Origin of the sequence: Paenibacillus sp. FSL E2-0190 (assembly GCF_037992965.1) — a bacterium.
Classification (GTDB): Bacteria; Bacillota; Bacilli; order Paenibacillales; family Paenibacillaceae; genus Paenibacillus_AQ; species Paenibacillus_AQ odorifer.
In genome coordinates this window covers 710,858-737,034 of sequence record NZ_CP150306.1, presented here as the reverse complement: position 1 = coordinate 737,034, position 26,177 = coordinate 710,858, and the positions used below count along the sequence as shown (strand labels likewise).

Below are 26,177 nucleotides of genomic sequence, written 5' to 3'. Positions count from 1 at the left end.
CATATTTATAGGTGTGAACAAGACCTAATTTACTAGATTACCCATTATTTTATAAATATCTCCCGGTATTTGTGTTTTCTTGTCATTCACTATTCTCCTTTTGTTAATTTGGCATGAACAATCAGCCGATGCGTTGGATTCACTAGCGGATCACATGTAATCAGAGTAAGAATCTTATCCTTGTCATTCCCGTCAAGAACGGAGACATCACTCGGATCTACAACAGAAATATCATACACCTCATAGTTAAACACCTGATCACTAGTCTTTACCGTGATAACATCCCCCACAACAACCTCATTCAATCTGTTAAACAAACGACCCGTAGTTCGAGCCCGATGCGCCGCGATTGCAGCATTCCCGATCTCTCCAAGGGGTGCCGTTTCTTTCATATGGGCTGCAGCATGTTTCATATTAGCTTTTGTAGCCCCTTCTAATACAGGCAGCTTCAAATCAATCTTATCGATTTCAATTAGTGCGATTACTTTGCCACCGACTGCAATCTCCGGTTCAGGCTTTTCTGTCTCTTGGGGTTGGGGCTGTGCCTGGGCATCCAGAACCGATTCCTCTGCTAACAGCTGAGTAACTTCAGCATACCTGCTCTTCAGATCTGGCTGGGGAGTACTATCGGCAGTGCTTAGTTCAGCCGTTTCTAATAACTTCTCCTGCTGCCTGTCGTTGTACCACTCGTTAGCTGTCGGATATAACATGATAAGTATCCCAGCCAGTATGAGTAGATAGGAGAATTTACGCAATGTTATTCACCTCCGTATATTGTTTCTATGGTTATATACAAATCAAGCAGAAACAGCTACTTGCCTTTAAGCATAGCAACTCCTTCTGCCTGAAATTAATGTTTAAAATACCCATTTACGACTTCCAAAGAAATTGATGATCACCGTGATAAAGGTAACCAGCACCTTGGAGATCAAGACTTGAATGCCTAGTTTGTCTGTCAACAGATGCATTAGCAGCAGTGATATTCCGAGCACTACCAGATTCAGCACGATAAACTTGACCAGCTGCACGCGGTCGAAGCCTTCTTTATTCCCCCGGTTGCGATCACGAAAGGTTACTTTTTTATTCAAAATAAAGCTATTCGCCGTGCCTGCACTATAGGAGATCACCTGCGCCAATGCGTATACCATCCCTAGTGAATTCAACAATGTAAAAATCACAAAATCAATAAGCGTATTGAGCAAACCTACGGCATTAAATTTGAGGAACTGTATGAATGCAGCGCGCAAGTTCTTATCTAACATCATTGTGGTCCTTCCGGCGGTCCAGTTGTTCTTCGTTCTGGTAGCCTTTAGTCTCACTAACAATATATAGCGGTCTATCTTTAGACTCGTCATAAATCCGTCCGATATACTCCCCAATCACACCCAACAGCATCAGAACGATACCGTTAAAGAGCAGATTAACGCCTACAATGGAAGCCCAGCCCGGAACCGTCCAGGAGGTAAAAAATATCTTTTGAAACAAGACGAAAAATAAATAGAGAAAGCTAGAGAATGAAAGGAAGAATCCAATATACGTAGCAATCTTAAGCGGCTTATGTGAAAAAGAGGTGATGCCATCTAACGCAAAACGAATCATTTTCTTCAGCGGATATTTGGTTTCTCCGGCAAAACGTTCTTCCCGTTCATATTCCACCATAGTCTGCTTGAAGCCAACCCAGCTCACCAAACCTCTGACATAGCGGTTCTTTTCTTTAAGTCCCCGCAGGACATCACATACCTTACGGTCAATAAGACGGAAATCGCCTGTATCCGTAGGAATATCCACACTTGTCATACTGCTGAGCAGGCGGTAAAAAAGCTTCGCGGTGACCTTTTTGAACATCGTTTCTCCGTGGCGCTTCAGGCGTTTCGCATATACAACGTCGTAGCCCTCTTTCCACTTCTCGATCATTTGCAAAATGACCTCCGGAGGATCCTGAAGATCAGCGTCAATAACAACAACCGCTTGACCTTCGGCATAGTCCATGCCAGCTGTAATCGCTACCTGATGTCCGAAATTACGCGAGAAGTCAATCAGCTTGACATGCTCGTCTCGTTCACAGATCTCCCGAATCATCTGGGCGGAACGATCACGACTGCCGTCATTGACGAAGACCAGCTCATAAGTATCGCCGCACTCGTCCATTACTTTTTTCAAACGTTCATAAGTATGGCTAATTACTTGCTCCTCATTGAACATGGGTACAATCACACTATATCTGGCTTTCACCTTTATTCCTCCTACAAGCTTTTTGGAGCGTTACATCCATCTACACTTCATAATAACGCTGCATTCATAAACTTATTTTATAGATTTTTATTAAATCCTAGAAAACCCAAGTTGGGAACCAACGCAGCATATCTTTCACGTAATCTCCACTGACCTGCATCCCTGACAGTACCGGGTAGAAAGCGATAAAGAGCAGCAAAGCAACGGCTACATAGACATACTGTACGTAACGGGCCTCAGGGAATTTACTATCCAGCAACTTCATTATATATACAATACCAAGAATCATAAATGGTACCATAGCAAAATAATGGTAAATAAATGTTTCTCTTGGGACAAGCATCCACGGAACATATTGCGAGAAGAAGGCGATCCAGATCATGTAGAGGTTCTTATCTTTACGTTTCAGCGTAATCCACAGCGTTGCCAGCATCGCAAAAATACCCGTCCACCAGATAAGAGGATTCCCCATAGTCACTATACTGCTGACCTGACCTTCCGGCAAACCTTCACCGCCGCTAAAGAACCAGACCGGTCTCTTCATAAACGGCCATTGCCACCATGAGGAAGCAAAAGGATGTGTAGCTACAAGCTGGCTGTGGTAGTTGTACATATTCTTTTGGGAATCAATCAAACCTTTTATAGTGAAGCCCTCTGCTGATGCAGATAACCCCGGCACAAAAGATAAGCTATAAATAATTACTGGAATAATTACAAAGAACCCGATACAACTAGCCAACGTAATAATAGTCTTTTTCCAAAAAGAATCTACTGCTTCACGACAGGTGCCCAGCAATTCCTTATCTTTAATCTTCCCCTCTGCCAGCAGGCGTCCGGAGGCTTGGTATTCTCTGTAGCGTTCAAAAAGGGAGATAGCCAGCATAATGGCCAGCCCTGCTCCTCCATAGAGCACAATCCATTTCGAAGCTACGCCGATTCCGAAGAATAAGCCAGACCAGAATAACGGAATTAATGTTTTTCTTAAAGGCTGCTTGTAGAAATTCATTGTGTAATACCGCTGCATAAAATAGAACATCAACATAATGAAGAATACTCCGTATACGTCAATCGTGGAGATTCTTGTCTGTGTGAAATGCATGAAATCCAGCGCAAACAATCCTGCCGCGAGGGCGGCGTATTTGCTTTTCTTAAACAAACGCAGCGCCATTACATATATAAGAGGTAACATGGCAACTCCGAACAATGTTCCGATAATACGCCAGCCGAATGGATTGACTCCGAACAGCTCCATACCTATGGCAATCAACAGCTTGCCAAGCGGTGGATGCGTATTCTCGTAAGGCACAATCCCGTGTGTATATTCATAAGCTGTTCGCGCATGATAGATCTCGTCAAAATAAGTACTATTCATAAAGTTAGAATATTCCGGAATGAGCGCCTGCTCGTCAAAAAGATTGGCCGCTGCTCCTCTTTTAGGTACAGCGTTAGCATCCGGTGTCACACCGGCAATAGGAAGGGGGATTCTTTCTCCCCCCTGCTCATAAAAGGCCATTTCGTTCAAAGTGAACCCTGGAGAGGTAACTGTAAACTTCACATATCTCGCAGTAACGTTCAGGGGTTGGCTTTTCCAGATGAAGACATTCCCGACATCCTCACTGACATCCATCGGACTGCTCCAGACCTCAGGATTGTCGCTGAATTCCAGCTTGAACTTACCCGTGCCCACGCCACCAAAGATATTGACCCGTTCCAATGGTTTACTCTGCCCCAAATCTACATAGAAGCTTTCACCACTGGCAGCAGGCTCCCATAAGGTCTCTGGAGATTTAGTAGAGCCAAGATTATATAAAGCAAGCGCTGCGTAAACGGCCGTAATAGCTATTATGCATATCCAATCTATACGCTTAAACTTCATCGTTAAATCGCCCTCCCTTCTGATGCGGTTTAATTTGCCCGACAACTCTCAAATCTTCTTCATACTGTTCTTCCGGTGTAATTGGCGCTGGAAGAGGTTTTATTCCCTTGCGGACATACACATCGTATCCGATATTCAGCATATAAAGCAGCAATGCTAAATTAGCTATAGCAGTCACTAATACGATTCCGTCTGCACCCGGGCTAACATCTGCATTCAGGTGGGATAAGGTGTACGCCACATTGATGTATTGCGTTAAGCTGAATCCGAGAAATAGCGATAAAAAGCGGCGGTCCCGACTTTCTATATAAGTAAACAAACAAAGAATAAGAGCAGGGAACATATAACGTTCATGCATTTTGGTGCCAAGCACAAAGACCACTACTATAAGCACCATCCCGATAAAATAGGATTTGGTCAGGTCCAAGCGATCCTTTTTAAAGGAATAAAATGCCGCAACAGCTACAGCCACTAAAATAAATATGAAGCCCCATACACGGTATGGAATGCCAAGCCAGGTTAGATCAAGGGATGACCACATCGGATCAGTCAGTGCATACAGATTAAATGCATTCACTGAAGAATACGGATAGGAAGATAACGTACTCTTGTAAAGATCAATAACCCCTACCAATCCTCCGTTATTCCAGAAAAACGGTGCCGCAAGCAATCCGAAGATCCCTAATCCATACAAAGCTCCGAATCCAAGCTGCTTCCAAGCGCGGTGATGATAAAAAGCAAACAACAATACCGGCGTGAATATCAACGCTTGCGGTTTAATTAGCGTCGCTAAGGCAAACAAAATTGCGGAGCGGACAAACTTTTTGTTCGCAGCGCCATGGATACTGAGCAGCAGGAAGATCAAAAAGAATGAATCTGCTTGTCCCCAAGCCGCTGAATTAATAAGTACCGCTGGGTTAAACAGAAACAACAACATTAAGCCGAAAGCTATTCCTGTGCCGAGTTTTTTGCGTGACATTTGATAAATGAAGTAGCCGAGCACCAAATCAGAAAGGATCGCAGGGAGCTTGAAGAGCAAATTCTCTCCACCTGAGCCCTGAGTGAATCCTAAAACGCCACGAATGGCGCTAAGCACGTACAATATGTACAAATAGCCAGGAGGATAATCGGCAAAATAACCTTCTTCATAAAATTTGCAAGGACCTAAATCCACCATACGCTGTCCCCAAGAAATAAAGGTATTCATATCATTCTGATAACCTTGCGCGGTAAGACCAATCCACACCCTCAGGATAAAAGCAATTCCGATGGCAATGCTCAGCCATTTGGAATAAATATTCTCAGGCTGCTTCATAAGCTTCTCACTACGGAATGCCTTAGTATAAAGCACTGCAAAAAACACGCTAAACAGCGCTGAAATCAGCAACATCTTAGTTGGAGATACTTTATGTGGAGTGTCTGCCTTTTTGTCGCCGGCATCTGGACTAACCGCTGAACTATCCAGCGAAATAACGTTAGCCCCTTCGGGAGCTGCGTCTAATTTTTCTACAGCAAAATCATCAAAATAAGCCTTACCTTGAATCAAGCTAGAGTAGCCGCCCAAACTTGCGCCTATACCAAATGACTTCTGCTCCGGTCCTGTCTGGCCGATATATTCAAGATAGTGCCATTCACCTGCCGTATCAGTTACGCTGGGATACCCCCCGCCTACTCCAACGGCAAGAATGTTGGCGCCCATTCCCTCCCCTGCTGTACTTACTACTTTGATCCATCCAGAGATTTTATAATAACTATTCGGCGTAGCCTCAATCGTCTGCACCCATTTCGAATGATTGGGCTCGATATTCTCAATGACTGCCGCCTTGCTGCCGGAATGAACTTCCTCCGATTGGATTGAAAGTAGAGCTGAGTTGTCTCCTGAAATCCACATATCCTTAGTCCAGTTAGAAGGCGCATCATCTCCCCCCTCCTCAAAGCCAGGGTTCTGCAATAGATTCCCCTCTGCATAAATGCTTGTTACAGGAAGCACAAACAATAACAGCATCAATACAGTCATTACGGCCGCACGTGTACTCTTGATCATCGTCCCAACCTCACCTCGTCCTATATTCATCTTAGTCCAGCCAAAAGCATATCCCTTCTGAAAAACAACTCCCGAATTAGTGTATTTCACCGTTGCTAAGAAATCATTTGGATTGATTTTCTCATAAAAGAGCATATAAATATAGGGTATGTTAACCTTATCTGGATCGCAGACCCTTCCATCCACAATATTCCATTCCATAGGATCGCCCTAAGCTTCAAGGCTCTTATATAGACTCTTATATAGAATAGAAGAATCGCAGTGGCTAAAGCAAATACCGGAGCAAAAAAACAGGCCATTCTATCAGCATAAAGCGAGAGAACTAACAAAATGGTAAGACCATAGGACCATCTAGGGGTTTGAAGTATTTTCAGTACAAAATCAACAGAGATCAGGATCAAGGAGGGAACAAATTGGACTCTAACGCCAAGGCTGCCTCGTCCTGAACATCACCTCTTCAACAATATAATCTAAATCATAGATGATGAAAAGCTAGAAACATAGACTAGCCTGAATGGTTAAGTGCCAACAAAAATATAAAAAAAGGGCCCCCTCAGTTATGAAGGAGCCGTTGAATGCACATCTGTATGCTATATATGAGTTAGCCCGCACTACCAAGAAATACATAACGGAGAATAATCAGAATAGCAAGTACCCACATCATCCAGTGAATATCGTATTTTTTCTTGCCAGCAAGGTTAGCTACACAAGCAAGGATTACATAAGTTACGATACCAAAGGAAATACCATTAGCAATATTATAAGTGAAAGGCATGATTACTAGAGTAAGGAACGCTGGAATCGCAACAACCATATCTTGAAAATCAATTTCGCGAATCGATTGTGCCATGAGCACACCTACGACAATCAATGCTGCGGCTGTAGCAGATCCAGGGATCAGAGCCACTATTGGTGCAAGGAATAACGCAAGCAAGAAGCACACACCCGTTGTTACAGCTGTAAGACCTGTACGTCCACCTTCAGCAACACCTGCCGCGCTTTCTACAAAAGCAGTAGTAGTGGAAGTACCCAATGCCGCACCACCAGCTACAGCGATGGCATCGACAAACATTGCATTACCTACACGTTTGTTACCTTCTTCAGGGTTGTCCATAATACCAGCGCGTTGAGCAGTACCTACAAGTGTACCAAATGTATCGAACAATTCTACAAAAGTGAATGTTGCGATTGCTGAAACAATACCGGTGTGCAGGATACCATCCCAGTCAAATTCGAAAAAGTTCAATTGCGTCAGGTCAGGCACCCAAGGGGTTGTCGGACTGGACAAAGAGCCAAAATCAACTACACCCATCAGTATACCCGCGAGGGTTGTACCCAAGATACCGAATAAAATCGCACCTTTAACTTGCAGTACCATCAGGATGGAAATAAGAAGCAATCCGATAATTACCAATTGTACATCAGTGTTCTCTAGGCTACCCATATGAATAATTGTTTCAAAGGATAGGACATCTGTGAATGTATTGGCGGAAATATCTTTACCAGCTTCGACACCAATCGTCATCAAACCACTGTTCTTAAGCCCAAGGATTGTAATGAACATCCCGATACCTACGGTAATGGCATGCTTCAAGCTGTCAGGAATGGCTGTCAGTAAGATCTGCCGCACTCGGGTAACCGTAAGCAGGATGAAGATCAAACCGGAAATAAATACTGCGGTCAGACCCATTTGCCAAGTGAATGGATGTTCTGAGGTTGCAGAAGACAAAATTACGGAAGCAAAGTATGCATTAAGTCCCATACCTGGTGCCAATGCTACTGGAAAGTTTATAAACACGCCCATTGCAATGGTGAAAATACCTGCTGCCAGCGCAGTCGCTAGAAATACAGAGTACCAGCCCATATCGATGCGGCCAAATGCTGTTAATGTGCTCGGATTAACCGACAGGATGTAAGCCATAGCCATGAACGTAGTCAAGCCGGCCATTATCTCTGTACGTACTGTAGTGCCGTTCTCTTTCAACTTGAAAAACCGATTCAAATTGTTCTCCCCCTAAGGTATGTTGTGGCTGACAGCAACAAAAAGCCGGTATCTGATCGACACCGGCTCGAAAAAAAGAGTAGCACCCATGACTATAGCCCTAGATTCAGGACAATACGGGTTGCTCAGCTCTTCTTAATCGTAGCCAGGTCATTACGGTGACCTCGTAGAAACTTCCAGGCCTATTCCCAGAAATATACGAAAGAATTATGTTGTTGTGCTTTATCATTTTAGGGGGACATCACATAAGTTGTCAATGAAAAAAGCGAACATTTTCGACTTTATTTTTTCTATTGTTCGTAATTCATACATTTTTATCTTTAACTTCAACCCCAAAATCCTTTAAATCATGCAGCTTATTAACTATCAAAAGCCTTATCAAATGGGTATTTTTCCCTATAAAACAATTTCGATGTTCCCTGGCTTATTGCCCTTTGGAATACTGATAGCTATGCCAAGAATTAGCAAAATGCCCTATAGCTAAACAAATCACTGCAATACCCAACCAGAAAGATCTGCCCCATATAGCCGCAAATCCAAATGCACAAACAGGGAGAACTGCCATGGGAATCGGAAGAAACAATAATGGAGCCCATAATAATCTGAATTGCTGTCCCTTAACCATATAACGAATCCATAAACCGTAATAAATCGTGATAAACACAAAGATAAGTGCAGCCCAGATCCCGAATTCTACATTTTCAAAGTTATCCTTTGAAATCGCAAGAATGGCTATACATCCCAACTGCCCTACTCTCTCCAAAAGAGTGTAGACGATGCCGGCATCTTTTAAACCGCTGGGAACATGATCGGGCGGAAACTTAATCATCAGTAAACTTGGGGCAAGAATAACCATAGCTATTAGTGTTCCAATAAGTGAGAATCCCATTCTAATGGCTCCTGTAAGTTTATTTTTCCCAGTTTATCACATTCTCTAAAGTTGCTATATAGGGTCCGTCACAAGCTTCACGGTTAATAAAAAAACCTGCAGTCCCTTAATAAATAAGGAACTGCAGGTTTCTTATTGTTATATGCTATTCCCACTCAATCGTTGCAGGTGGTTTCGAAGTAATGTCATACACTACGCGGTTTACATTCTCAACTTCGTTGACAATACGTACAGAGATTTTTTCAAGAACATCCCATGGGATACGTGCCCAGTCAGCGGTCATGCCATCGATGGAAGTTACTGCACGAACACCTACTGTGTAGGAATACGTACGAGCATCACCCATAACTCCGACACTCTTCATGTTAGGCAGGGCAGTGAAGTATTGCCAAATTTCACGGTCTAATCCCGCTTTAGCAATTTCTTCTTGCAGAATGTAGTCAGAATCACGAACGATGGTAAGCTTGTCCTCTGTTACTTCACCCAAGACACGAATAGCAAGACCTGGACCTGGGAAAGGCTGACGCCATACGATCGCACGTGGCATGCCAAGCTCTTCACCGAGTTTACGAACTTCGTCCTTAAACAAGGTGTTTAGCGGCTCGATCAAGCTGAATTTCATATCTTCTGGCAGGCCGCCCACATTGTGGTGGGATTTAATGGTTTGCGCTGTAGCTGTTCCACTCTCAACGATATCCGTATAAAGCGTACCTTGTGCAAGGAATGAAAAATCTCCGAGCTTAGCTGACTCTTCGTCGAAGCAGTAGATAAACTCGTTACCAATGATTTTACGTTTTTGCTCAGGGTCTTCAACACCTGCAAGTTTGCTCATGAAGCGATCGCGTGCATCGATTTTCACTACATGAATATCGAATTTGCCTACGAAAGTCTCCATAACGCTTTCTGCTTCACCTTTACGCAGAAGGCCGTGGTCAATAAACATACAGGTCAATTGATCTCCGATTGCACGGTGGATAAGCATAGCCACAACGGAAGAATCCACTCCGCCACTAAGAGCGCAGAGTACTTTTTTATCTCCGACTTGATTGCGAATATCTTGAACGGCTTCATCGATAAACGATTCCATTGTCCATTTGCCGTCGCAACCACAAACTTGGTATAAGAAGTTCGAGATCATCTCGTTACCTTGAACGGAGTGACGTACTTCTGGGTGGAATTGCACAGCGAACAGTTTGCGCTCCGCGTTGCTCATTGCTGCAATTGGAGCACTTTCTGTACCTGCATCCAGCTTGAAGCCTGTTGGAAGCTCAACTACATGGTCACCGTGGCTCATCCATACAGTCTGGCGGTTCTCCAATCCTGCAACTAAAGCAGTTCCTTCTGCAAAGTCAACATCAGCTTTACCATATTCCCGTTTAGCCGAACGTTCTACTTTACCATCAAGCTGATGAGCCATCAGCTGCATCCCATAACAAATACCGAAGATCGGCACTCCTAGATCATAAATAGCCGGATCTACGTGTGGTGCATCTTCAGCGTATACACTGCTAGGTCCGCCGGAGAAGACAATTCCTTTAGGCGAAAGTGCTTTAATCTTGTCAACTGGCGTATTGTACGGCAAAAGTTCGCTGTATACTCCCAGGTCCCGAATTCTGCGCGCGATAAGTTGGTTGTATTGTCCCCCAAAATCGAGAACGACGATAATTTCATTTGGCTTGTTCATTACGTGCCTCCCTTGATTATTGGATTCATTATACTCATGGTTAATTCTCATCGTCAAGGAAAGGAGGACACGCCTCTCATAATCAGAGAGTGATAAAACTTCATGCAGAACCTTCCTTGCTATGGCATAAATTAGATAGCGGATCTAAGCGTTCTTAGCCGTTTATGTTAAACGGAAGGTAATGAGCAGACATTCGCGAATAAACGCGGCCGCATCAGAAGCCGCAGGTTCGCCGCCAAGGGCGGGAGCGGAGTCTACGGGATTGTCGCGGGCAGAGATCACGGCTGTGGAGGCCGAAGCTGGCGCGTACGCCAGGGTCTCCCACTGGCGGACAAACTGCCGGACGGCTACATCTAGTCCGGCATCGTAAATCCGCAGGGAGTCCACATACTCCCTGCCAGTAACGCCGGGCGGCGGCGGTCCAAACCGCTCCGCCAGCCCGTGCCAAGCCAGAGAGGCCGCGCGCAGCTGCCTCTCACGGCTCAAGCTGCTGCCGCGACGCGCGGCCAGCAGCAGAGCCAGGCTGCGCCGCCAGCGCCAAGCGGCGGCGGGAAGCAGCGCCGCGGCAGCGAGCGGCGCTGAAAAGGGCCCGCCCGCCAGCGGCAGGGCGGGCAGTTCCGCGCTGCGCGTTGCTTGCGGTGCGACTGCTGCGGCCGCAGGCCGTGCCGGCGCAGGGAAGCCAGCCGCAAGCGCAGGACCCGGCGTCGGATCGAAAGGAACCCAACCTGCGCCGGCAAAATAAACCTCTACCCAAGCATGCGCATCCCCTTGGGTGACTAAATACTTCGCCGGCATGGCTTCCTCCTGCTGGGTTCCAGGTCCGTAGCCTTGAACATACCGCGCTGGAATACCTGTGCTTCGCAGCAATACGGTCATCGCTGTGGCAAAATGCACACAGTAACCTTGTTTGGTCTCAAACAGGAAATGATCCACAAAATCAGCCCCAGCTGGCGGAACCATGGTATCCAGCGTGTAAGAATACCCGTTTTGCAAATAATCCCGAATGGCGGTTGCGGAGTCATATCGGTTGCCCGAGGAAGCTGTGAGCTTCTCTGCCAGAGCTTTCACTCGCTCAGGTAATAAATCAGGCAGCTGTAAATATTTGTTCTTTATCTCTTGAGGATCAGCATCACCCAACCCGCGCAGCAGTACTGGATTACTCTCGGGAAGTATAGAATCAACTATATACTCAGTGATCCGAGTTGACCCCACCGAATCTGGCAGACGAAAGGTATCCCTGTCCTTATTCGCCAGAACATAACCAAGCTGGCTGCCATTGGATAGTTGAACTGTCTCAACATCTGTTAGGGTACCCGCATTGAATACAGGAATTCCACCGGAAGAGGGAATAGCAAATTGTATCCGCTGTTGCAAAGTCCGCCCCCCATTAGTGGTGGTTACCGTCGCCGGAATCTGAGGCAGGCTGGACAAGTTAAGCGGAGTAAACTCCTCACCACCTCTGATCCAACGGCGACCGTCATAGTAGGCAATGCTCTCCCCGCGCCAATAGGTACGCTGACTGGTCAACGCTGTGAAGACTGGCTCGGTATTGCGTGATAATGGAGCACCCAGTTCTCCATCATTGGTACTATACCCTGTTGTTCCTGCAGGTATAGCCTCATTATCTTCGGGCATATGGCCCGAAGCCCATTCCTGCAGCTTTTCAAAGGTTGACTGGAGTGTAGTTTGGTTAGGCGGTCGTACTTCATATACCTGCCCACCAAACCATGCTGTCATCATGACGAATATAGCAGCCGCTAATGCCAAAACTCCCCATCGGGCATACGGCAGGTGAATGCTGCCCACCCGTTCCCGCAGACGGAGCAAACCACTCATTGCTTGCATCCATACAATAAGCCCGACTGATATTACAACATCCGTTGTCGTATTAACGCCAAAGCCAATATCCAGAACTAATAGATAAATGAGGGTCACCGCTGTAAACAGCAGCGTACTACCTCTGAAAAGTGCAAGCTGCTGCACCGAAGATACCAGCAGCCCCCAGCCAACAATCAAAATCAAAAGTCTGCTGATCTCGCTTAGCTGAGAAACATGCCCGGAAAAGAGCAAAATCAGATCATTTGGAATTTCTACTGCATAAATGCCCAGCCATCCTGTCCCTACGCTCTCGCTGCATAGATATAGCCAAGCTGTTCCGATCATCAAACATTGGATACTTAGCAATAGCCACCCGGGAATCTGAAGGATTCCCCACATCAACAGCACGGCAGCAGAAATCATCAGAATCTGCAGCAATCTAGCAGTATCTTCCAATGAAGTCGTTCTATATAAAGGGAGCAGCCATTCTAAAAACAGCCCCAAAATAGCCAAAGAGAACAGCATGCGATAATACAGAGGTATCTTTCTCTGTTTACCGGCATGACTGTTCTCCAGTTTTTCCAAATGGAGCTGCTTTGGTTCCTTCCCACTGTGCTCATTCATAGAGAAGCTTGTGTCACCCGGTATCCGCTTACCGTAGCGTTGGTTTTCCGGATGATTCATGGTACTCTACCTCCCTGAGCCTGTAAGCTGGCAATGCATCATCCAGACAAAACATCCGTGCTCCCAGACGACCCAGACTATCCCCGACCGTTCCCCGCACAGGCTGGCGGATCTCCTGCAGCATTACCTCAGCAGGCAGCGGAGCTGGCTGATCCCAAGCATAATAGAGCTCAACTTTTACACCTTGCACTAAGAATTTAGCGATAACCTTAGCGGATTGTTCCTCTAATCTTCCGGTCACTATAGCAACGGTCATTCCCGGAATCCAGCCTCTAGAAGCATCCTCCAACAGCTCGGACAGGGTTCTTGTTCCATTCGGAGAAATATCAGTTAGAATATCCAGCACTCTCCCTGGGATTTTACCCAGTCCTTCATGCCTAGCCATTCCTTCCGGCCAGCCTCCGCTAAATAACTGGACATAAGCACCTGACTGCTCAGCAAAGAGCATCAGCCCCATCGCCGTTGACACCGCCTTCTCAAATACCGGAGGCTGCTCCTCCCGACTGCCACGAGGTGTAAGTGCATTGGCTGGAATCTCATAGCTTTTGGGATCATTAGCCAACACGATACAGCTCATTCTTGCCTTTTCACGCTCTGGAACTTTGCTCTGCAGATTTCCTAGCCGGGCGCTGTTCTTCCAATGAATTCGGCTAAGCGGATCACCGGGCTCATATTCCCGCGATTCCATGGTCTCATCATTGCTGCTTCTTCCCCTTCTGGAATAGAGCGAATTACCGCTAATAAAGCCGCTGTCCGGGACTGCTCCGCCATAATATAGGGGGGCAGGCAGCACTTTAACGCTATGCTCTTCAGCAGGCTCAGATCGGCCTGTGAACCAGCCGGGCAAATCTCCCCAAGTTACTCTACAGCCCTGCAAATGATGATGTCCCCGCGGCATGTTCTCAAGAAGGTAGGTGTATTCAAAAGAGCGTCTGAATCCCGGAAACAGTAGCTTGTGATGTCCTCTGTCCCCCCAAAAATCAGCGATAGTCAGCCATGGCAGTGGAAGCCGGGCAGAGAAATTCACCCGCACCTTCACAAGCAGTGTACTTCCAGCTATCGGTCTTACTGGAGTGATTGTCCGTTCAATCTTTATCGCCCGTGGACCTGAAAGTTGAACAATCAGTCCGCCAACCATGATAACGCCTACAGCGATCAGCAGAAATAAGAGTGATGCGCCTCCGCGCCATGCATATAAAACACCTATAATTCCAGCCACAGTCAGCATCCGCAGCCATTCAGCCAACGCACTACGGCTACGCGGATAGCTTCTAACTCTTTCAGTCTTGTTATTTAATTTGTGTTCTACTTTTTTTGAAGAGGACAATGGAACGAACACCCTTCCTTTGGGTCTAGACTTGTTCCCAGCTGAGGAACTTATTACTATCTATTCTTCCCATGAAAAAGGGTGCCCAGACATTGTTTTTTTCTTTTAAAAAAACTGCCTGAGCGCTAAATCTCAGAAGGCTATTACCCGGCGCTCACCTTCCGTCACGCTTATATTTAAAGGAGGATGATCGGCTGTCTCCAGCAGCTCACGCAGCGATACCCAGATAGAACCGCCAATCATCTCCACACTGGCACCGTTTATCTTTTGAACATGATCAGGAAGATTTAACAGGAGTTCCTTGTTCGCCACATCCGCGATGATATCTTTGCCGTTCCAGGCAATCTTCCCACTGCGACTGCCCGCATCCCAACTAATCTGCCCTCCCAGCCGTTCGATCACAGCGCGAAGTGGCACCATATATTTCCCTTTTTGCAGAGCATATTCACCTGGCGCCAGCTTCGTCTCCAGCTTTCCAACCTCCAGCACTAAAGGTTTGCCGGGCGCAAACAGCTCTGCATTCGGTATGATATTCGAGGTGATCCAAGCTTCCGAAGGTTTCACTCTGCCCAAGCTATTTGCTTTTGAGGAGACTCTGAATTGTACAGGCTCCACCGTCTCATCTAAAAGGCCAAAGCTGTACCCAGCAGCCTTATAACGCGCAATAATATCAGGCAGTGCTTTAACACTCTCCTGATGGCCGCCGCCATCATGCAGCAGCAGAATAACCCGAGAGGACTTCAGATCTGCAGTTGACTCTTTTAAGATTTCTGACGCCGGTACCCCTTTGCGTTTAGAATCCCCGCTGTCCACCGTCCAATCCGTAACGATATAACCGGCTTGCTTCAACAAATTGAAGTAGGTATTATCAAAGTGATCAAAGGTTCCGCCCGGGGCGCGGATAAGTTGTGGGCGAACCCCTGTAATGCCCCGAACAATTTCTTCGGTCTTTTTAATCTGGCTCCAAAATTCAGTGAATCCACTATATAAATCATGGTAATTATGATTATAGGTATGATTGCCAATAGCATGTCCTTGTTCCCATATGGCATTAATTAGCTCTGGATGGCTTTTCGCTTGATTACCAAGGACAAAAAAGGTCGCCTTCACACCTTGCTGCTGTAAAATTTTTAGAACGTTGAAGGTATTGTCACTCGGTCCGTCGTCAAATGTAATATAGACCGTTTTTGAAGCTTTCTTTGCGGCCGTAATTGCTGAATATGTTGTCGACACCTTGGATACTTGTGCCGTACTGGAATTCAATTTAACTTCTGGAGAAGCAGTCACAATGGACTCTGCTTTAGGAAGCAATTCTTGCATCGCCACTAACGGGAGATTATTCTTAACAGAGACAGACTCCGCGCTTGCGGAATGTAATGAACGATTCATCCAAGAATCTACACTCTCCCCTGCGTTCCATCCCAGCATTACGATGACGATTACAACCATAACAAGCAATCCGCTTATCAAGTTTCGGCGGCCGTGAGTGTTTTTGTTACCTTTCATCTTCTCTACCTCCAGCATTCTATTGGCTCAAAAGCCATTTGGTAGATTGTATGAAGACAAGCTTCAAAATAGAATAAGGCAACTGCCCCTTGGAGAGTGAGAATCTTATGGAAATGCTGAACTTTATACAAGAATTATTCAGCAAATATGGATATAGCGTATTGTTTTTTGGATTGCTGCTCGAATTCGTTGCCTTGCCGTTTCCCGGAGAAACTACCATGGCTTTTGCAGGTTTTCTTTCCTATACGGGAAGACTTGATTTCATAACGTTGATTCTAGTGGCGTTTGCTGGGACCACAGCCGGGATGACCCTCACCTATTTTGTCGGCTTAAAAGCCGGAATGCCCTTCATCCAGCGATACGGAAAGTGGTTGCTGTTCTCCCCTGCCAAGCTGGATAAAACGCAAAAATGGTTCGAGAAATACGGCAGTATCCTTATTTCCATCGGATATTTTATTCCAGGCGTTCGTCACTTTACCGGCTATTTTGCTGGTATAGTTGCGCTGCCCTTCCGTAAATTCGCCCTCTACGCTTATAGTGGAGCATTATTCTGGGTAGTGCTGTTTCTTGGCATAGGACGGGTATTTGGTCCGCAGTGGATGGGTATTTTCCATTTATTCGAGTTATATGCACTATGGATTATCTCTGGCGGTGTAGCTATAGCTGCCCTTGTAATCCTGTATCGCTACCGCAAAAAGATAAGCATCCGCCTGTTCCCGCGCAAAGCTGCCATTAAGCTACAGACTCAGGTTAAAAAAACTTCCAAGGGACGGTGAAGCCACCGCCCTTTTTAAGTACGTTTTTTCTTGCTGCGTACCCCCGCGTATCCTGCGAGTAAAAGCGCAACTATGGCAAATCCCGCTCCCCCAGCAAACCCTACCATTCTTGGTTCTACCCCTTCTAATAGCCACCCGGCGAACAGCATAGATAATCCCAGCAGCGTATTTCCTACTGCAGACAGGAGTCCAAACACAAAGGGCTGCATAGCAGATGGGGTTTCCTGCATAACGAGCGTATCCAGACAGGCATTCCCCGTCCCCCCGGCAAATGACAGCAGGATGTATAACATAAATGCTGCTGCAAAATGATTGCTGACACTGATGCCCATCAATAATACTCCTTCTAGTAAAAGCCCTCCGATGGCTACAATCAGCAGCCCCTTTTTTAAATAACGTGAGGTAAAAAAACTAAGGCTAAGACCGATGCCAAGCGCCGCATAAAATGCCCCCACTCCAATATCCCCCGCGTGAAATACCTGTATCGCATAGACACTGATCAGTACATTATCCAGACCATTTAGCAACGGCACCAACAGCTCATAACCGAAAATGACCTGCAACGTTAAGCTTCCGCCAATTACCATTCCCAGAGCACGCAGCCGACCGTATTGTGCTTCTTTATCGGATTTTTCTAAGTCCCCCTCAGGAGAATATGTAGCCTTCTTAGCCACCGTCACCATTTCCGTATGTTGTGGAAAATCGATACCGTAAATTAACATCGCTGCGATTAAAAAAGACACTGCATTCATAATGAACGCTGCCTCCTGACCAAACCACATCGACACCACCCCTCCACTGAACGCTCCAAGGATCAGCACGCAGCCGCTCATTAACTGCTCTAGTCCGTTGACGGTCAGCAGAGAATCTTTGGTGACGAGCAAGGGGATAGTGGACCTACGAACAGGGCTGTAAATGGCTTCACCCGCTGCCAGCAAAAAACTTGCCATATATAACAACCACAGCTTCTCCTCCCCATCCACCCATAAAAAGGCTAAGGCTACTGGGACCCTCAGCATATCTGTAGCTATCATGATATATTTGCGTGGAATTTTGCTGCTAAGTATGCCTCCAAGCGGGGCCAGAAATAAATAAGGAAACAGTCTCACACCTAACGAAATCCCTACCGCCATGCCTGATCCCGTCAACTGCAGAACCAGCGCCAGTACTGCAACGCTAGTAAAACGATCACCAATTCCATTGATCAAGCCGGCTGTGAACAATCGTGAATATCCCTTATGACTCCTAAACATCGCAACAGCTGAGTGATTATTCATAAAATAAACCTCATTTCATCTATTTATACACATATCTAATTAGATATTAATCGAATCATTAATTTATGACAATGCTTTATTTTCAAGGATTTGCTAAGATGAAATACAGCATTACTTCACGGAAATCTCCGGGAAAGAAGGAATTGTCTTTTGAAAATAGATCGATTGCTCTCTATCGTTATCCTGCTAATGAACCGCCGCCTAATTCAGGCGAAGGAGCTAGCCGATATGTTCGAGGTATCTGTGCGCACGATTTATCGTGATATTGAAAGCATTAATGGAGCCGGAATTCCTATCGTCACCTATCAGGGAGCGAACGGTGGGATCGGGCTTATGGAAGGATACCGGCTGGACCGCAATGTTTTGACGGATCGTGAGCTGGCGGATATTTTCACGGCTCTGCAGAGCGTCTCGTCTTATGGAGGAAATGAACATACTCTGCTCATGGAAAAAATCAGCAGCGTAATCCCGCCCTCCCAATCCGCCGCCTTCCGCAGCAAAACGACTCAGCTCATCATCGACTTCTCCCCATGGGGTCTTCAACGTATTCTGGAAGAAAAGCTTGCCACTCTAAAAGAAGCACTTGAGGAAAGCGTGACCGTAAACTTTGATTATGTGGATGCTGCGGGTCAGACAAGCCAGCGTTCGGTAGAGCCCTATACTTTAGTGCTAAAGGGGCAAGCATGGTACTTATATGGATTTTGTCTCAATCGTCAGGATTTCCGTCTATTTAAGCTGTTGCGCATGAAAGAGCTCGTTAAGAATACCCAAGTTTTTATTGCAAAAGATGTGGGTGCAAGCGAGCTGCCTTGGAGCAACGAGTATCAGAGATCAACCGTAACAACAGCAACACCCATCGTTTTGCAGTTTAAGGCTGAAAGCAAACATCTAGCGGAAGAGCGGTTTGATTCTACCGAGCTACTGCCCGACGGTAATGGAGGTTACAAGGTAACCATCAACTATCCTGAGGATGGATGGCTGTATGGTTTCCTGCTAAGCTTCGGGATGCATGTAGAAATCTTAGAGCCACCGCATATTCGGCAAAAGCTGGGGCAGCTTGCAGCAGGCATAGCAGCAAAATATACAACCTAACAATAAACCTGACGGAATGCCGTCAGGTTTATTGTTCTATACTGAACTTAAAGCGGGCGCTCGAGAGCTTGCATACCTTTAAAGGAGTGTTAAATATGGGACATGAACATGTAGAGCAAGGAGATCTTAAAATTTGTCAAAGCTGTGGGATGCCAATGCCTACGGCGGAATTGCTTGGAACGGACCAGAATGGCAACAAGATCGAAGATTACTGCGTGTACTGCTATGAGAATGGCGCATTCAAACAGCCTAACATCACGTTGCAAGAAATGGCTGACATTTGTACAGGCTATATGGTCGAAGAAGGAATGGATGAGAATGTTGCCCGTAAACTTCTCGCGGAGCAGCTGCCACATCTGAAACGTTGGAGCGATCCTGCAGCTGTGTCTCCAGCTAACTAATAGCATCACAACAAAAGAAGCGCCCTACGGAACCATAACAGTTCGTAGGACGCTCCTTTTTCCATTCTTTGTTAACCCAGTTTTTTATTGATTGTCCTGCTGTGGCTGCACTTCTTCCGTCTTCAGGAAGTCTGGCTGCGGTGAAGTCTTTTTAATAAAGAAAGCCAATACCAAAGCAACTACAGTGATCCAGGTAGCAATGTTAAAGGCATGCGTAACCCCGCTAATTGTAGCCTCTTGCGTAAGCTTAAGCATCGCTGCTTTATCGTTTAACGAAACCGTTCCGCTCATAAGCGTATCAGTGATTGTGCTCTTCGTCTTATTGGTCATTAGACTGACGAACAACGCCATTCCCAGCGCGCCTCCGACCGTCCGCAACGTATTCGACATTGCTGTACCATGCGAGCTTAAACGCTGTGGAAGCTGGTTAAGTCCAGCCGTTACAATCGGCATCGATAACATCGACATGCCTAACATCCGAACCGTGTAAGTAATAATCATATGCGTATACGTCGTACTGTCTGTAAGCTGGCTGAATTGCCAGGTCGTAATTACTGTAATAATCAGGCCTACCACAGACAGCCATCTTGCCCCGATTTTATCAAATATAATCCCCGTGATTGGAGACATAATTCCCATTAGAATGGCTCCCGGCAACAGCATAAGACCGGACTCCATTGGCGTAAAGCCACGGATCGTCTGCAAATAAATCGGCAGCAAAATCATACCCGAATATAAAGCCATCGTAATGATGATATTGATTAATGTCGTGAGTGAATACATATTGTATCTGAAAATCCGGAACTCAAGCAGTGGTGTCTCAGCCTTAAGCTCTCTCCATACGAATAAAGCCAGTGCAATCACACCCACAATGAGGCAGGTAATGACTGTTGCACTTCCCCAACCATCGGTTCCAGCATCACTGAAGCCGTACAACAATCCCCCAAAACCAATGGTAGACAGGATAACACCCGTTTTATCCAGCTTCGGAGAGGTTGTTTGCCCTACATTTTGCATTGTTTTCATACCTAGCAAGGTAGAAAGAATAGCCAGCGGAAGAACGATAAAGAACAATACACGCCAAGAATAGTTCTGAACTACCCACCCTGACAACGTTGGACCTACAGCTGGAGCAAAAATCATGGCTACCGCCATTAGCCCCATCGCTTTCCCCCGCTCTTCAATTGGGAAGATGCGAAGAAACACAATATTCATTAACGGCATCAAAATCCCTGCGCCAACCGCCTGAATGACTCTGCCGACCATGATCATTTCAAAGCCTGTTCCGATTCCGCAGACAAGTGTACCTAACGAAAAAAGTGACATCGCGGTGATGAATAGCTGGCGGGTCGTAAACTTTTCCACCAGAAACGCACTAATCGGTATCAGCACACCGTTCACGAGCATAAATCCCGTTGTTAGCCACTGTGCCGTATTCGTTGCGATTTTTAGATCGTCCATTATGCTCGGCAATGCCACATTAAGAAGTGTTTGGTTCAAAAGTGCGACAAATGCACCTATTAAGAGCGCTGCAATAATCGGTCCTCTACGTATTCCCTTAGTTGCCGCTGCAGCGTTACCTGTAATTGTACTCATAAATTCTGTTTGTCTCTCCCCTGCTCTAAGATCTGAATGATTTCGGTATGAATCCTAAGTAATTCGCCTGCATCCTCGGCAGGTATATTGGATAGTGGAAGTAAGTGTCTTCTGAGCGATTGCTTACTTCTTTCCCTGATTTCTCTGCCCTTTTCAGTAATCGCCAAGTTGTATATACGCCGATCTACCTCAGAGCGCTGTCTTGTGATCAAATCGGCTTTCACCATCCGGTCCACTACGCCGCTCGCTGCACTGTTCCCCAAATGTAATAGCTCGGCAAGATCTGTAATGCCAATATCGGGATTTGCAGATATTTTGCGGAGAACCATCAACTGTGTTGGTGTGATGTCCAGCTCTTCGGCATCCTTCCACAGCAGCTGCTGGAATGCATGGCTAATCCGGCGAAAAGAGGAGAAAATATCATCTAATTGCTGCTCCTTATCTTCCAAATCTTCACCTCCAAAGATTTAATTAGTTAGATCATCTAATAGTTCGCATGCGTACTATTTTACACCTTAACTAAATTTCGGTCAATAATTTGCTGTAACTTTCTGAAAGATAATTTTATATTGCAGGAAAAACATGAAAATCATACATAAGTGCACAAAGCATAAAAAAAGCGAACCAAGGTGGATCCTTGGCCCGCTTTTTCGTCTGAACAATGCTCAGGTTAAGCTGTATGAACTTTCAGGTAAAGTCTGCTGCTGAGGCTTATCCTGCAGTTTTAAATTAGATGGCTTAGTCTCTTCCTGGCTGCTGGCAATTGACATCATCAGCTTGATCCGATTCGCTTGGTTGACTACGCTGACTCCAGCATCATAGTCAATCGCCACGATATTTGCACCCGGATATAATTCCTTAAGACCTTTAATCATCCCACGCCCGGTGATATGGTTGGGCAGGCACGCGAACGGTTGAATACAGGCGATGTTGTTCACACCATTATCCATCAAATCCATCATTTCTGCGGTTAAAAACCAGCCCTCACCCATCTGATTCCCTACGGACACCAGTCGGCTGGCCTTCTCGGCAAGACCATAAATATTCTCCCGTCCTTTAGCCAGCCCCGCATCCTCAAGGGCAACCTTAATCGGCTTACGGTAAATTTCCAGATAAGAGATCAGCATGGGATTGATATAGCCGAGCCGTTTGCTTTTGCCGAATTGCTCAGCTTTGTAGATCGGATTATATACACAATAGAAAATGAAATCCAGGAAGTCCGGCATTACCGCTTCCCCGCCCTCTGCCTCGATCATCTCTATAATGCGGTTATTGGCATCCGGATGGAATTTGATCAGGATCTCACCGACAATGCCTACTCTTGGTTTAGTAATACCTGTAACGGGCAGCTTGCAGAACTCTGCAACAATCTCACGAATCAGGCGTTTGTATTCTCGGAATGAAAAGTTGGATAAGCTTGCCTTGCAACGCTCCATCCCTTTGCGGAATAGAACTTCCGCACTTCCTGAAACAACCTCATGCGGCCTAAAGTGATTTAACATCCGCATCATAAGATCACCATAACAAGCGGCAGCTATCAACCGATTCGCCAGCTTAAGACTGATACGGAAACCCGGCTGATTCTCCATCCCTGAAGCGTTGAGTGAAATCACCGGAATTTGTTCTAGGTCTGAATCCTTTAAGGCTTTGCGCAGCAAAGAAATATAATTCGTAGCCCGGCAGCCGCCACCCGTCTGTGACATAATCACAGCAGTACGATCCGGATCGTATTCCCCACTTTTCAGCGCCGACAGAATCTGGCCAATCGTCACAATTGCCGGATAACACGCATCATTATTAACGTATCTCAGACCTTCTTCTGTCTCTTCGGGTCCGGTCGTCTCAAGTATCTTCAGACGGTATCCGGCATCGCGAAACACCTGCTCAAACAATTCAAAATGAATAGGCGACATCTGTGGTGCAAGAATGGTATAGGTCTCTTTCATTTCCTTCGTAAATAACACATTAGCCTGCACTTTTGGCGGCTTTTGCGGCACTACCTTACCTTTTTCACGCTCACGCATTGCCGCCAGCAATGAACGAAGCCGAATGCGCGCTGCACCAAGATTGCTGATCTCATCGATTTTGATCAATGTATATACCTTGTTATGTCTTTCCATAATATCCTGTACGGCATCACAAGTGATCGCATCGATCCCACAGCCGAAGGAAGTCAATTGAACAAGCTCCAGATCCGAGCGGACTGCAGCAAGGCGGGCTGCACGGTACATCCGGGCATGGTAGGTCCACTGATTAACAACAGCCACATCCCCTTCGCTGTGGTCCAGATGGCAGACAGAATCTTCTGTCAGCACGGCGAGTCCCATCCCGGTTATCATATCCGCTATCCCGTGATTAATCTCAGGATCGGCATGATAAGGGTGCCCACAGAGCAGGATTCCTTTGGTTCCAGTATCAGCTAGGTACACAAGGGTCTCTTCCCCTTTGGTACGCACATCACCTTTGGCGTTATCAGCCTCTGTAAGTCCCGCTTGCACCGCGGACGCAATCTCTTCTCGCGGAATGCTGGTAAATGTCTTCACCAGCCCTTTGGTCAGCGCAGAAATATCATCGAAGGTCAGGAATGGACTGACAAGCTTGATTCCATTGTCCTTTAACCCATCCATATTGTTGCGAATGACTTCGGGATAAGAGGCGACTACTGGACAATTGAAGTGGTTATCCGCAGCTTCATCTTCTTTTTTCTCATACACCACCGCTGGATAAAAAATAAAATCGACACCTTTACCGATCAGGCTTTGCACATGTCCATGGGCCATTTTCGCAGGATAACATATCGATTCTGAAGGAATCGTATCCATGCCGCTTTCGAAGAGCTTCTTGCTTGATTTAGGGGAGAGAATCACCCGATAGCCCAGTTTGGTGAAAAAAGTGTGCCAGAACGGGTAATTCTCAAACATATTCATGGTACGCGGAATCCCGACGGTCCCCCGCCATGCCCCTGTTTCCGGTAAACTCTCGTACTCAAAAAACCGTTCATATTTATACTGCATCAGATTCGGCAGGACATTTTTCTCTTTTTTGACTCCTGCTCCGCGTTCGCAGCGATTGCCGGTCACATAAAAGCTCTTATCCGGAAAACGACTGATCGTCAGCGCACAGTTATTCCCACAGCGGCCACAGCGGCCTGAGGAGACCTCATATTTAAAGCTGGCAAGCTCCTCTGCTCCAAGCAGCGTACTGGATCCGTTAACCCCTGCTTGCTCACGCGCAATCAGTGCACAGCCGTAAGCTCCCATAACGCCAGCTATATCCGGTCTAACCACCGTCCGCCCCGTCAAGGACTCAAAGGCGCGCAATACAGCTTCATTATAGAAGGTACCGCCCTGAACGATGATATTTCGCCCTAAGTCCTCCGGATTGCGGATTTTAATTACCTTTTGCAGAGCATTCTTGATCACAGAGTAGGCAAGACCCGCCGATAAATCCGCTAATGATGCGCCCTCCTTCTGAACCTGCTTGACCTTAGAGTTCATGAACACCGTGCAGCGCGAGCCCAAATTAACAGGCTGAGTCGCTTCGAGTGCAGTTTTGGCAAATTCCTCGATCCCAAGTCCGAGGGCAGAGGCAAAGCTCTCCAGAAAAGAGCCACAACCGGCTGAACAAGCTTCATTGAGCATAAGGCTGTCGATAGCACCGCCACGGATTTTGATGCACTTCATGTCCTGACCACCGATATCCAGTATGAAATCTACTTCTGGCATGAACTTGGAAGCTGCCTTGTAGTGTGCAACAGTCTCTACTTCTCCGCCATCTGTCCGCAGAGCGGCCTTGATTAACCCCTCACCGTACCCTGTCACATATGATCCTGCGATATGGCAGCCTTCAGGCAGAACCCGGTAGATCTCCTTCAGTGCATCGCTGACCGAATGCAGCGGGTTGCCTTTGTTGCTGCCATAAAAGGTATAGAGAATTTCGTCAGCCGAACCGGTTAACACGAGTTTAGTTGTGGTTGAGCCGGCATCAATTCCTAGATAACAAGGTCCACGATATAAGGCTAAATCTGATCTCGCTGCAGAGGCTTTGCCGTGACGAAGCCGAAATTCTGCAAGCTCAGCGGCATTCTCAAAAAGCGGAGGCAATTCAGCATCCGCAGCTCGATCCGCAGTAAAATCAACCGCCGCAATTCGCGTGATCCAGCTTGAAAGTGGCAATACGACTGGATCAGCTTCGGAGAGCGCAGCTCCAATCGCCACGAAATACTGTGAGCGTTCCGGGAACAGGATATCCTCCTCCGCCAGCTCCAGCGTTTCCGCAAAACGCTGCCGCAAGGCAGGCAGGAAGGTCAGCGGGCCGCCAAGAAAAGCCACCCGTCCTCGAATCGGACGTCCACAAGCAAGACCGCTAATCGTCTGATTAACGATACTCTGAAAGATCGAAGCCGCCACATCCTCCCGGCGTGCTCCTTCATTAAGCAGCGGCTGTACATCGCTTTTGGCAAATACACCACAGCGTGAAGCTATGGGATAGATTCGCTCATGCTTCTCCGCCAAAACATTTAAGCCTGCCGGATCGGTCTGCAGCAGCGCTGCCATCTGATCGATGAACGCTCCCGTTCCGCCCGCGCAGGCTGTATTCATACGCTGCTCAATGCCGCCCCGAAGATATATTATCTTAGCGTCCTCTCCACCCAGTTCAATCGCCGTGTCACATTCCGGGATCAGCGCACTGATCGCCTTCGTACAGGCAATCACCTCCTGAATAAAGGGAACTCCACCTAATTTGGATAAAGACAACCCCGAGGAACCGCTTACAGTAAGCCTAGCTCCCCTCTCTGGGAATCTGTCGCGTACATCAGACAGAAGAGAGAGGGCCGCTTTTTTAATATCGCTATAATGTCTTACATAGTCTTGATAAACAATGATGTCCCGCTCTATGACAACTAATTTAGCAGTAGTTGATCCGATATCAAGCCCAATATGCAGCATTATCACTCCACCACCTCTTCTTGC

General features: G+C 46.5%; 18 protein-coding genes and 1 riboswitch. Of the genes, 3 read left to right on the top strand and 15 right to left on the bottom strand.

Features of this window, described 5'->3' with window-relative positions; translation table 11 throughout:
- Positions 1–89 precede the first annotated feature (89 nt).
- The 11 genes from NST25_RS03205 to NST25_RS03155 form a co-directional block, all read right to left on the bottom strand.
- Positions 90–755 carry a class D sortase gene (locus NST25_RS03205; RefSeq protein WP_254848855.1) on the bottom strand — a complete coding sequence of 222 codons (666 nt, stop codon included), beginning with the start codon at positions 753–755 and terminating at the stop codon, positions 90–92.
- A 102-nt stretch (positions 756–857) separates the two neighbouring features.
- Positions 858–1,265: a GtrA family protein gene (locus NST25_RS03200; protein WP_339281643.1), complete on the bottom strand. Its 408-nt coding sequence runs from the start codon at positions 1,263–1,265 to the stop codon at positions 858–860.
- Positions 1,252–2,232, bottom strand: a complete 981-nt coding sequence (locus NST25_RS03195; RefSeq protein WP_038568643.1) for a glycosyltransferase family 2 protein — start codon at positions 2,230–2,232, stop codon at positions 1,252–1,254. Before NST25_RS03195 ends, NST25_RS03200 begins: the two co-directional genes overlap by 14 nt.
- A 97-nt stretch (positions 2,233–2,329) precedes the next feature.
- Positions 2,330–4,108 (bottom strand): phospholipid carrier-dependent glycosyltransferase, encoded by a 1,779-nt coding sequence (locus tag NST25_RS03190; RefSeq protein WP_076130537.1) that lies wholly within the window; start codon positions 4,106–4,108, stop codon positions 2,330–2,332.
- Complete coding sequence (locus tag NST25_RS03185; RefSeq protein WP_340393297.1) at positions 4,098–6,353, bottom strand: glycosyltransferase 87 family protein; 2,256 nt, start codon at positions 6,351–6,353, stop codon at positions 4,098–4,100. The genes NST25_RS03190 and NST25_RS03185 overlap by 11 nt, the downstream gene beginning before the upstream one ends.
- Positions 6,354–6,753: 400 nt before the next feature.
- Positions 6,754–8,154, bottom strand: coding sequence for an NCS2 family permease (locus tag NST25_RS03180; RefSeq protein WP_036679893.1), 1,401 nt, complete (start codon positions 8,152–8,154; stop codon positions 6,754–6,756).
- 122 nt (positions 8,155–8,276) lie between these two features.
- Positions 8,277–8,376: riboswitch (purine riboswitch) on the bottom strand.
- Positions 8,377–8,578: 202 nt separating this feature from the next.
- Complete coding sequence (locus tag NST25_RS03175) at positions 8,579–9,043, bottom strand: hypothetical protein (protein WP_076106071.1); 465 nt, start codon at positions 9,041–9,043, stop codon at positions 8,579–8,581.
- A 145-nt stretch (positions 9,044–9,188) separates the two neighbouring features.
- Complete coding sequence (gene guaA / locus NST25_RS03170) at positions 9,189–10,727, bottom strand: glutamine-hydrolyzing GMP synthase (protein ID WP_036679874.1); 1,539 nt, start codon at positions 10,725–10,727, stop codon at positions 9,189–9,191.
- Between the two features lie 162 nt (positions 10,728–10,889).
- Positions 10,890–13,229 carry a transglutaminase domain-containing protein gene (locus NST25_RS03165; RefSeq protein ID WP_076277882.1) on the bottom strand — a complete coding sequence of 780 codons (2,340 nt, stop codon included), beginning with the start codon at positions 13,227–13,229 and terminating at the stop codon, positions 10,890–10,892.
- Complete coding sequence (locus tag NST25_RS03160; RefSeq protein WP_076186321.1) at positions 13,198–14,556, bottom strand: DUF58 domain-containing protein; 1,359 nt, start codon at positions 14,554–14,556, stop codon at positions 13,198–13,200. The genes NST25_RS03165 and NST25_RS03160 overlap by 32 nt, the downstream gene beginning before the upstream one ends.
- A 132-nt stretch (positions 14,557–14,688) precedes the next feature.
- Positions 14,689–16,062: a polysaccharide deacetylase family protein gene (locus NST25_RS03155; protein ID WP_340393296.1), complete on the bottom strand. Its 1,374-nt coding sequence runs from the start codon at positions 16,060–16,062 to the stop codon at positions 14,689–14,691.
- A gap of 107 nt (positions 16,063–16,169) precedes the next feature.
- Here NST25_RS03155 and NST25_RS03150 point away from each other — a divergent pair, with 107 nt between their 5' ends.
- A complete protein-coding gene (locus NST25_RS03150) occupies positions 16,170–16,838 on the top strand; it encodes a DedA family protein (RefSeq protein WP_076106058.1) in 669 nt (222 codons plus the stop codon).
- Positions 16,839–16,852: 14 nt separating this feature from the next.
- On the opposite strand, the gene NST25_RS03145 is transcribed toward NST25_RS03150, so the two are convergent.
- Positions 16,853–18,115 carry an MFS transporter gene (locus NST25_RS03145; RefSeq protein ID WP_340393294.1) on the bottom strand — a complete coding sequence of 421 codons (1,263 nt, stop codon included), beginning with the start codon at positions 18,113–18,115 and terminating at the stop codon, positions 16,853–16,855.
- 150 nt (positions 18,116–18,265) lie between these two features.
- Between NST25_RS03145 and NST25_RS03140 the strand changes: the two genes are divergently transcribed.
- A complete protein-coding gene (locus NST25_RS03140) occupies positions 18,266–19,207 on the top strand; it encodes a YafY family protein (protein ID WP_340393293.1) in 942 nt (313 codons plus the stop codon).
- A 95-nt stretch (positions 19,208–19,302) separates the two neighbouring features.
- Positions 19,303–19,608, top strand: a complete 306-nt coding sequence (locus NST25_RS03135) for a zinc ribbon domain-containing protein (protein ID WP_052096752.1) — start codon at positions 19,303–19,305, stop codon at positions 19,606–19,608.
- An 84-nt stretch (positions 19,609–19,692) separates the two neighbouring features.
- Here the strand turns inward: NST25_RS03135 and NST25_RS03130 are convergent, their stop codons facing one another.
- The 3 genes from NST25_RS03130 to NST25_RS03120 all read right to left on the bottom strand — a co-directional run bounded on the left by NST25_RS03130 (position 19,693) and on the right by NST25_RS03120 (position 26,153).
- Positions 19,693–21,204 (bottom strand): DHA2 family efflux MFS transporter permease subunit, encoded by a 1,512-nt coding sequence (locus NST25_RS03130; RefSeq protein WP_076106051.1) that lies wholly within the window; start codon positions 21,202–21,204, stop codon positions 19,693–19,695.
- A complete protein-coding gene (locus NST25_RS03125; protein WP_076130529.1) occupies positions 21,201–21,653 on the bottom strand; it encodes a MarR family transcriptional regulator in 453 nt (150 codons plus the stop codon). The genes NST25_RS03130 and NST25_RS03125 overlap by 4 nt, the downstream gene beginning before the upstream one ends.
- A 216-nt stretch (positions 21,654–21,869) precedes the next feature.
- Positions 21,870–26,153 carry an acyl-CoA dehydratase activase-related protein gene (locus NST25_RS03120; protein ID WP_340394353.1) on the bottom strand — a complete coding sequence of 1,428 codons (4,284 nt, stop codon included), beginning with the start codon at positions 26,151–26,153 and terminating at the stop codon, positions 21,870–21,872.
- Between the last annotated feature and the right edge of the window lie 24 nt (positions 26,154–26,177).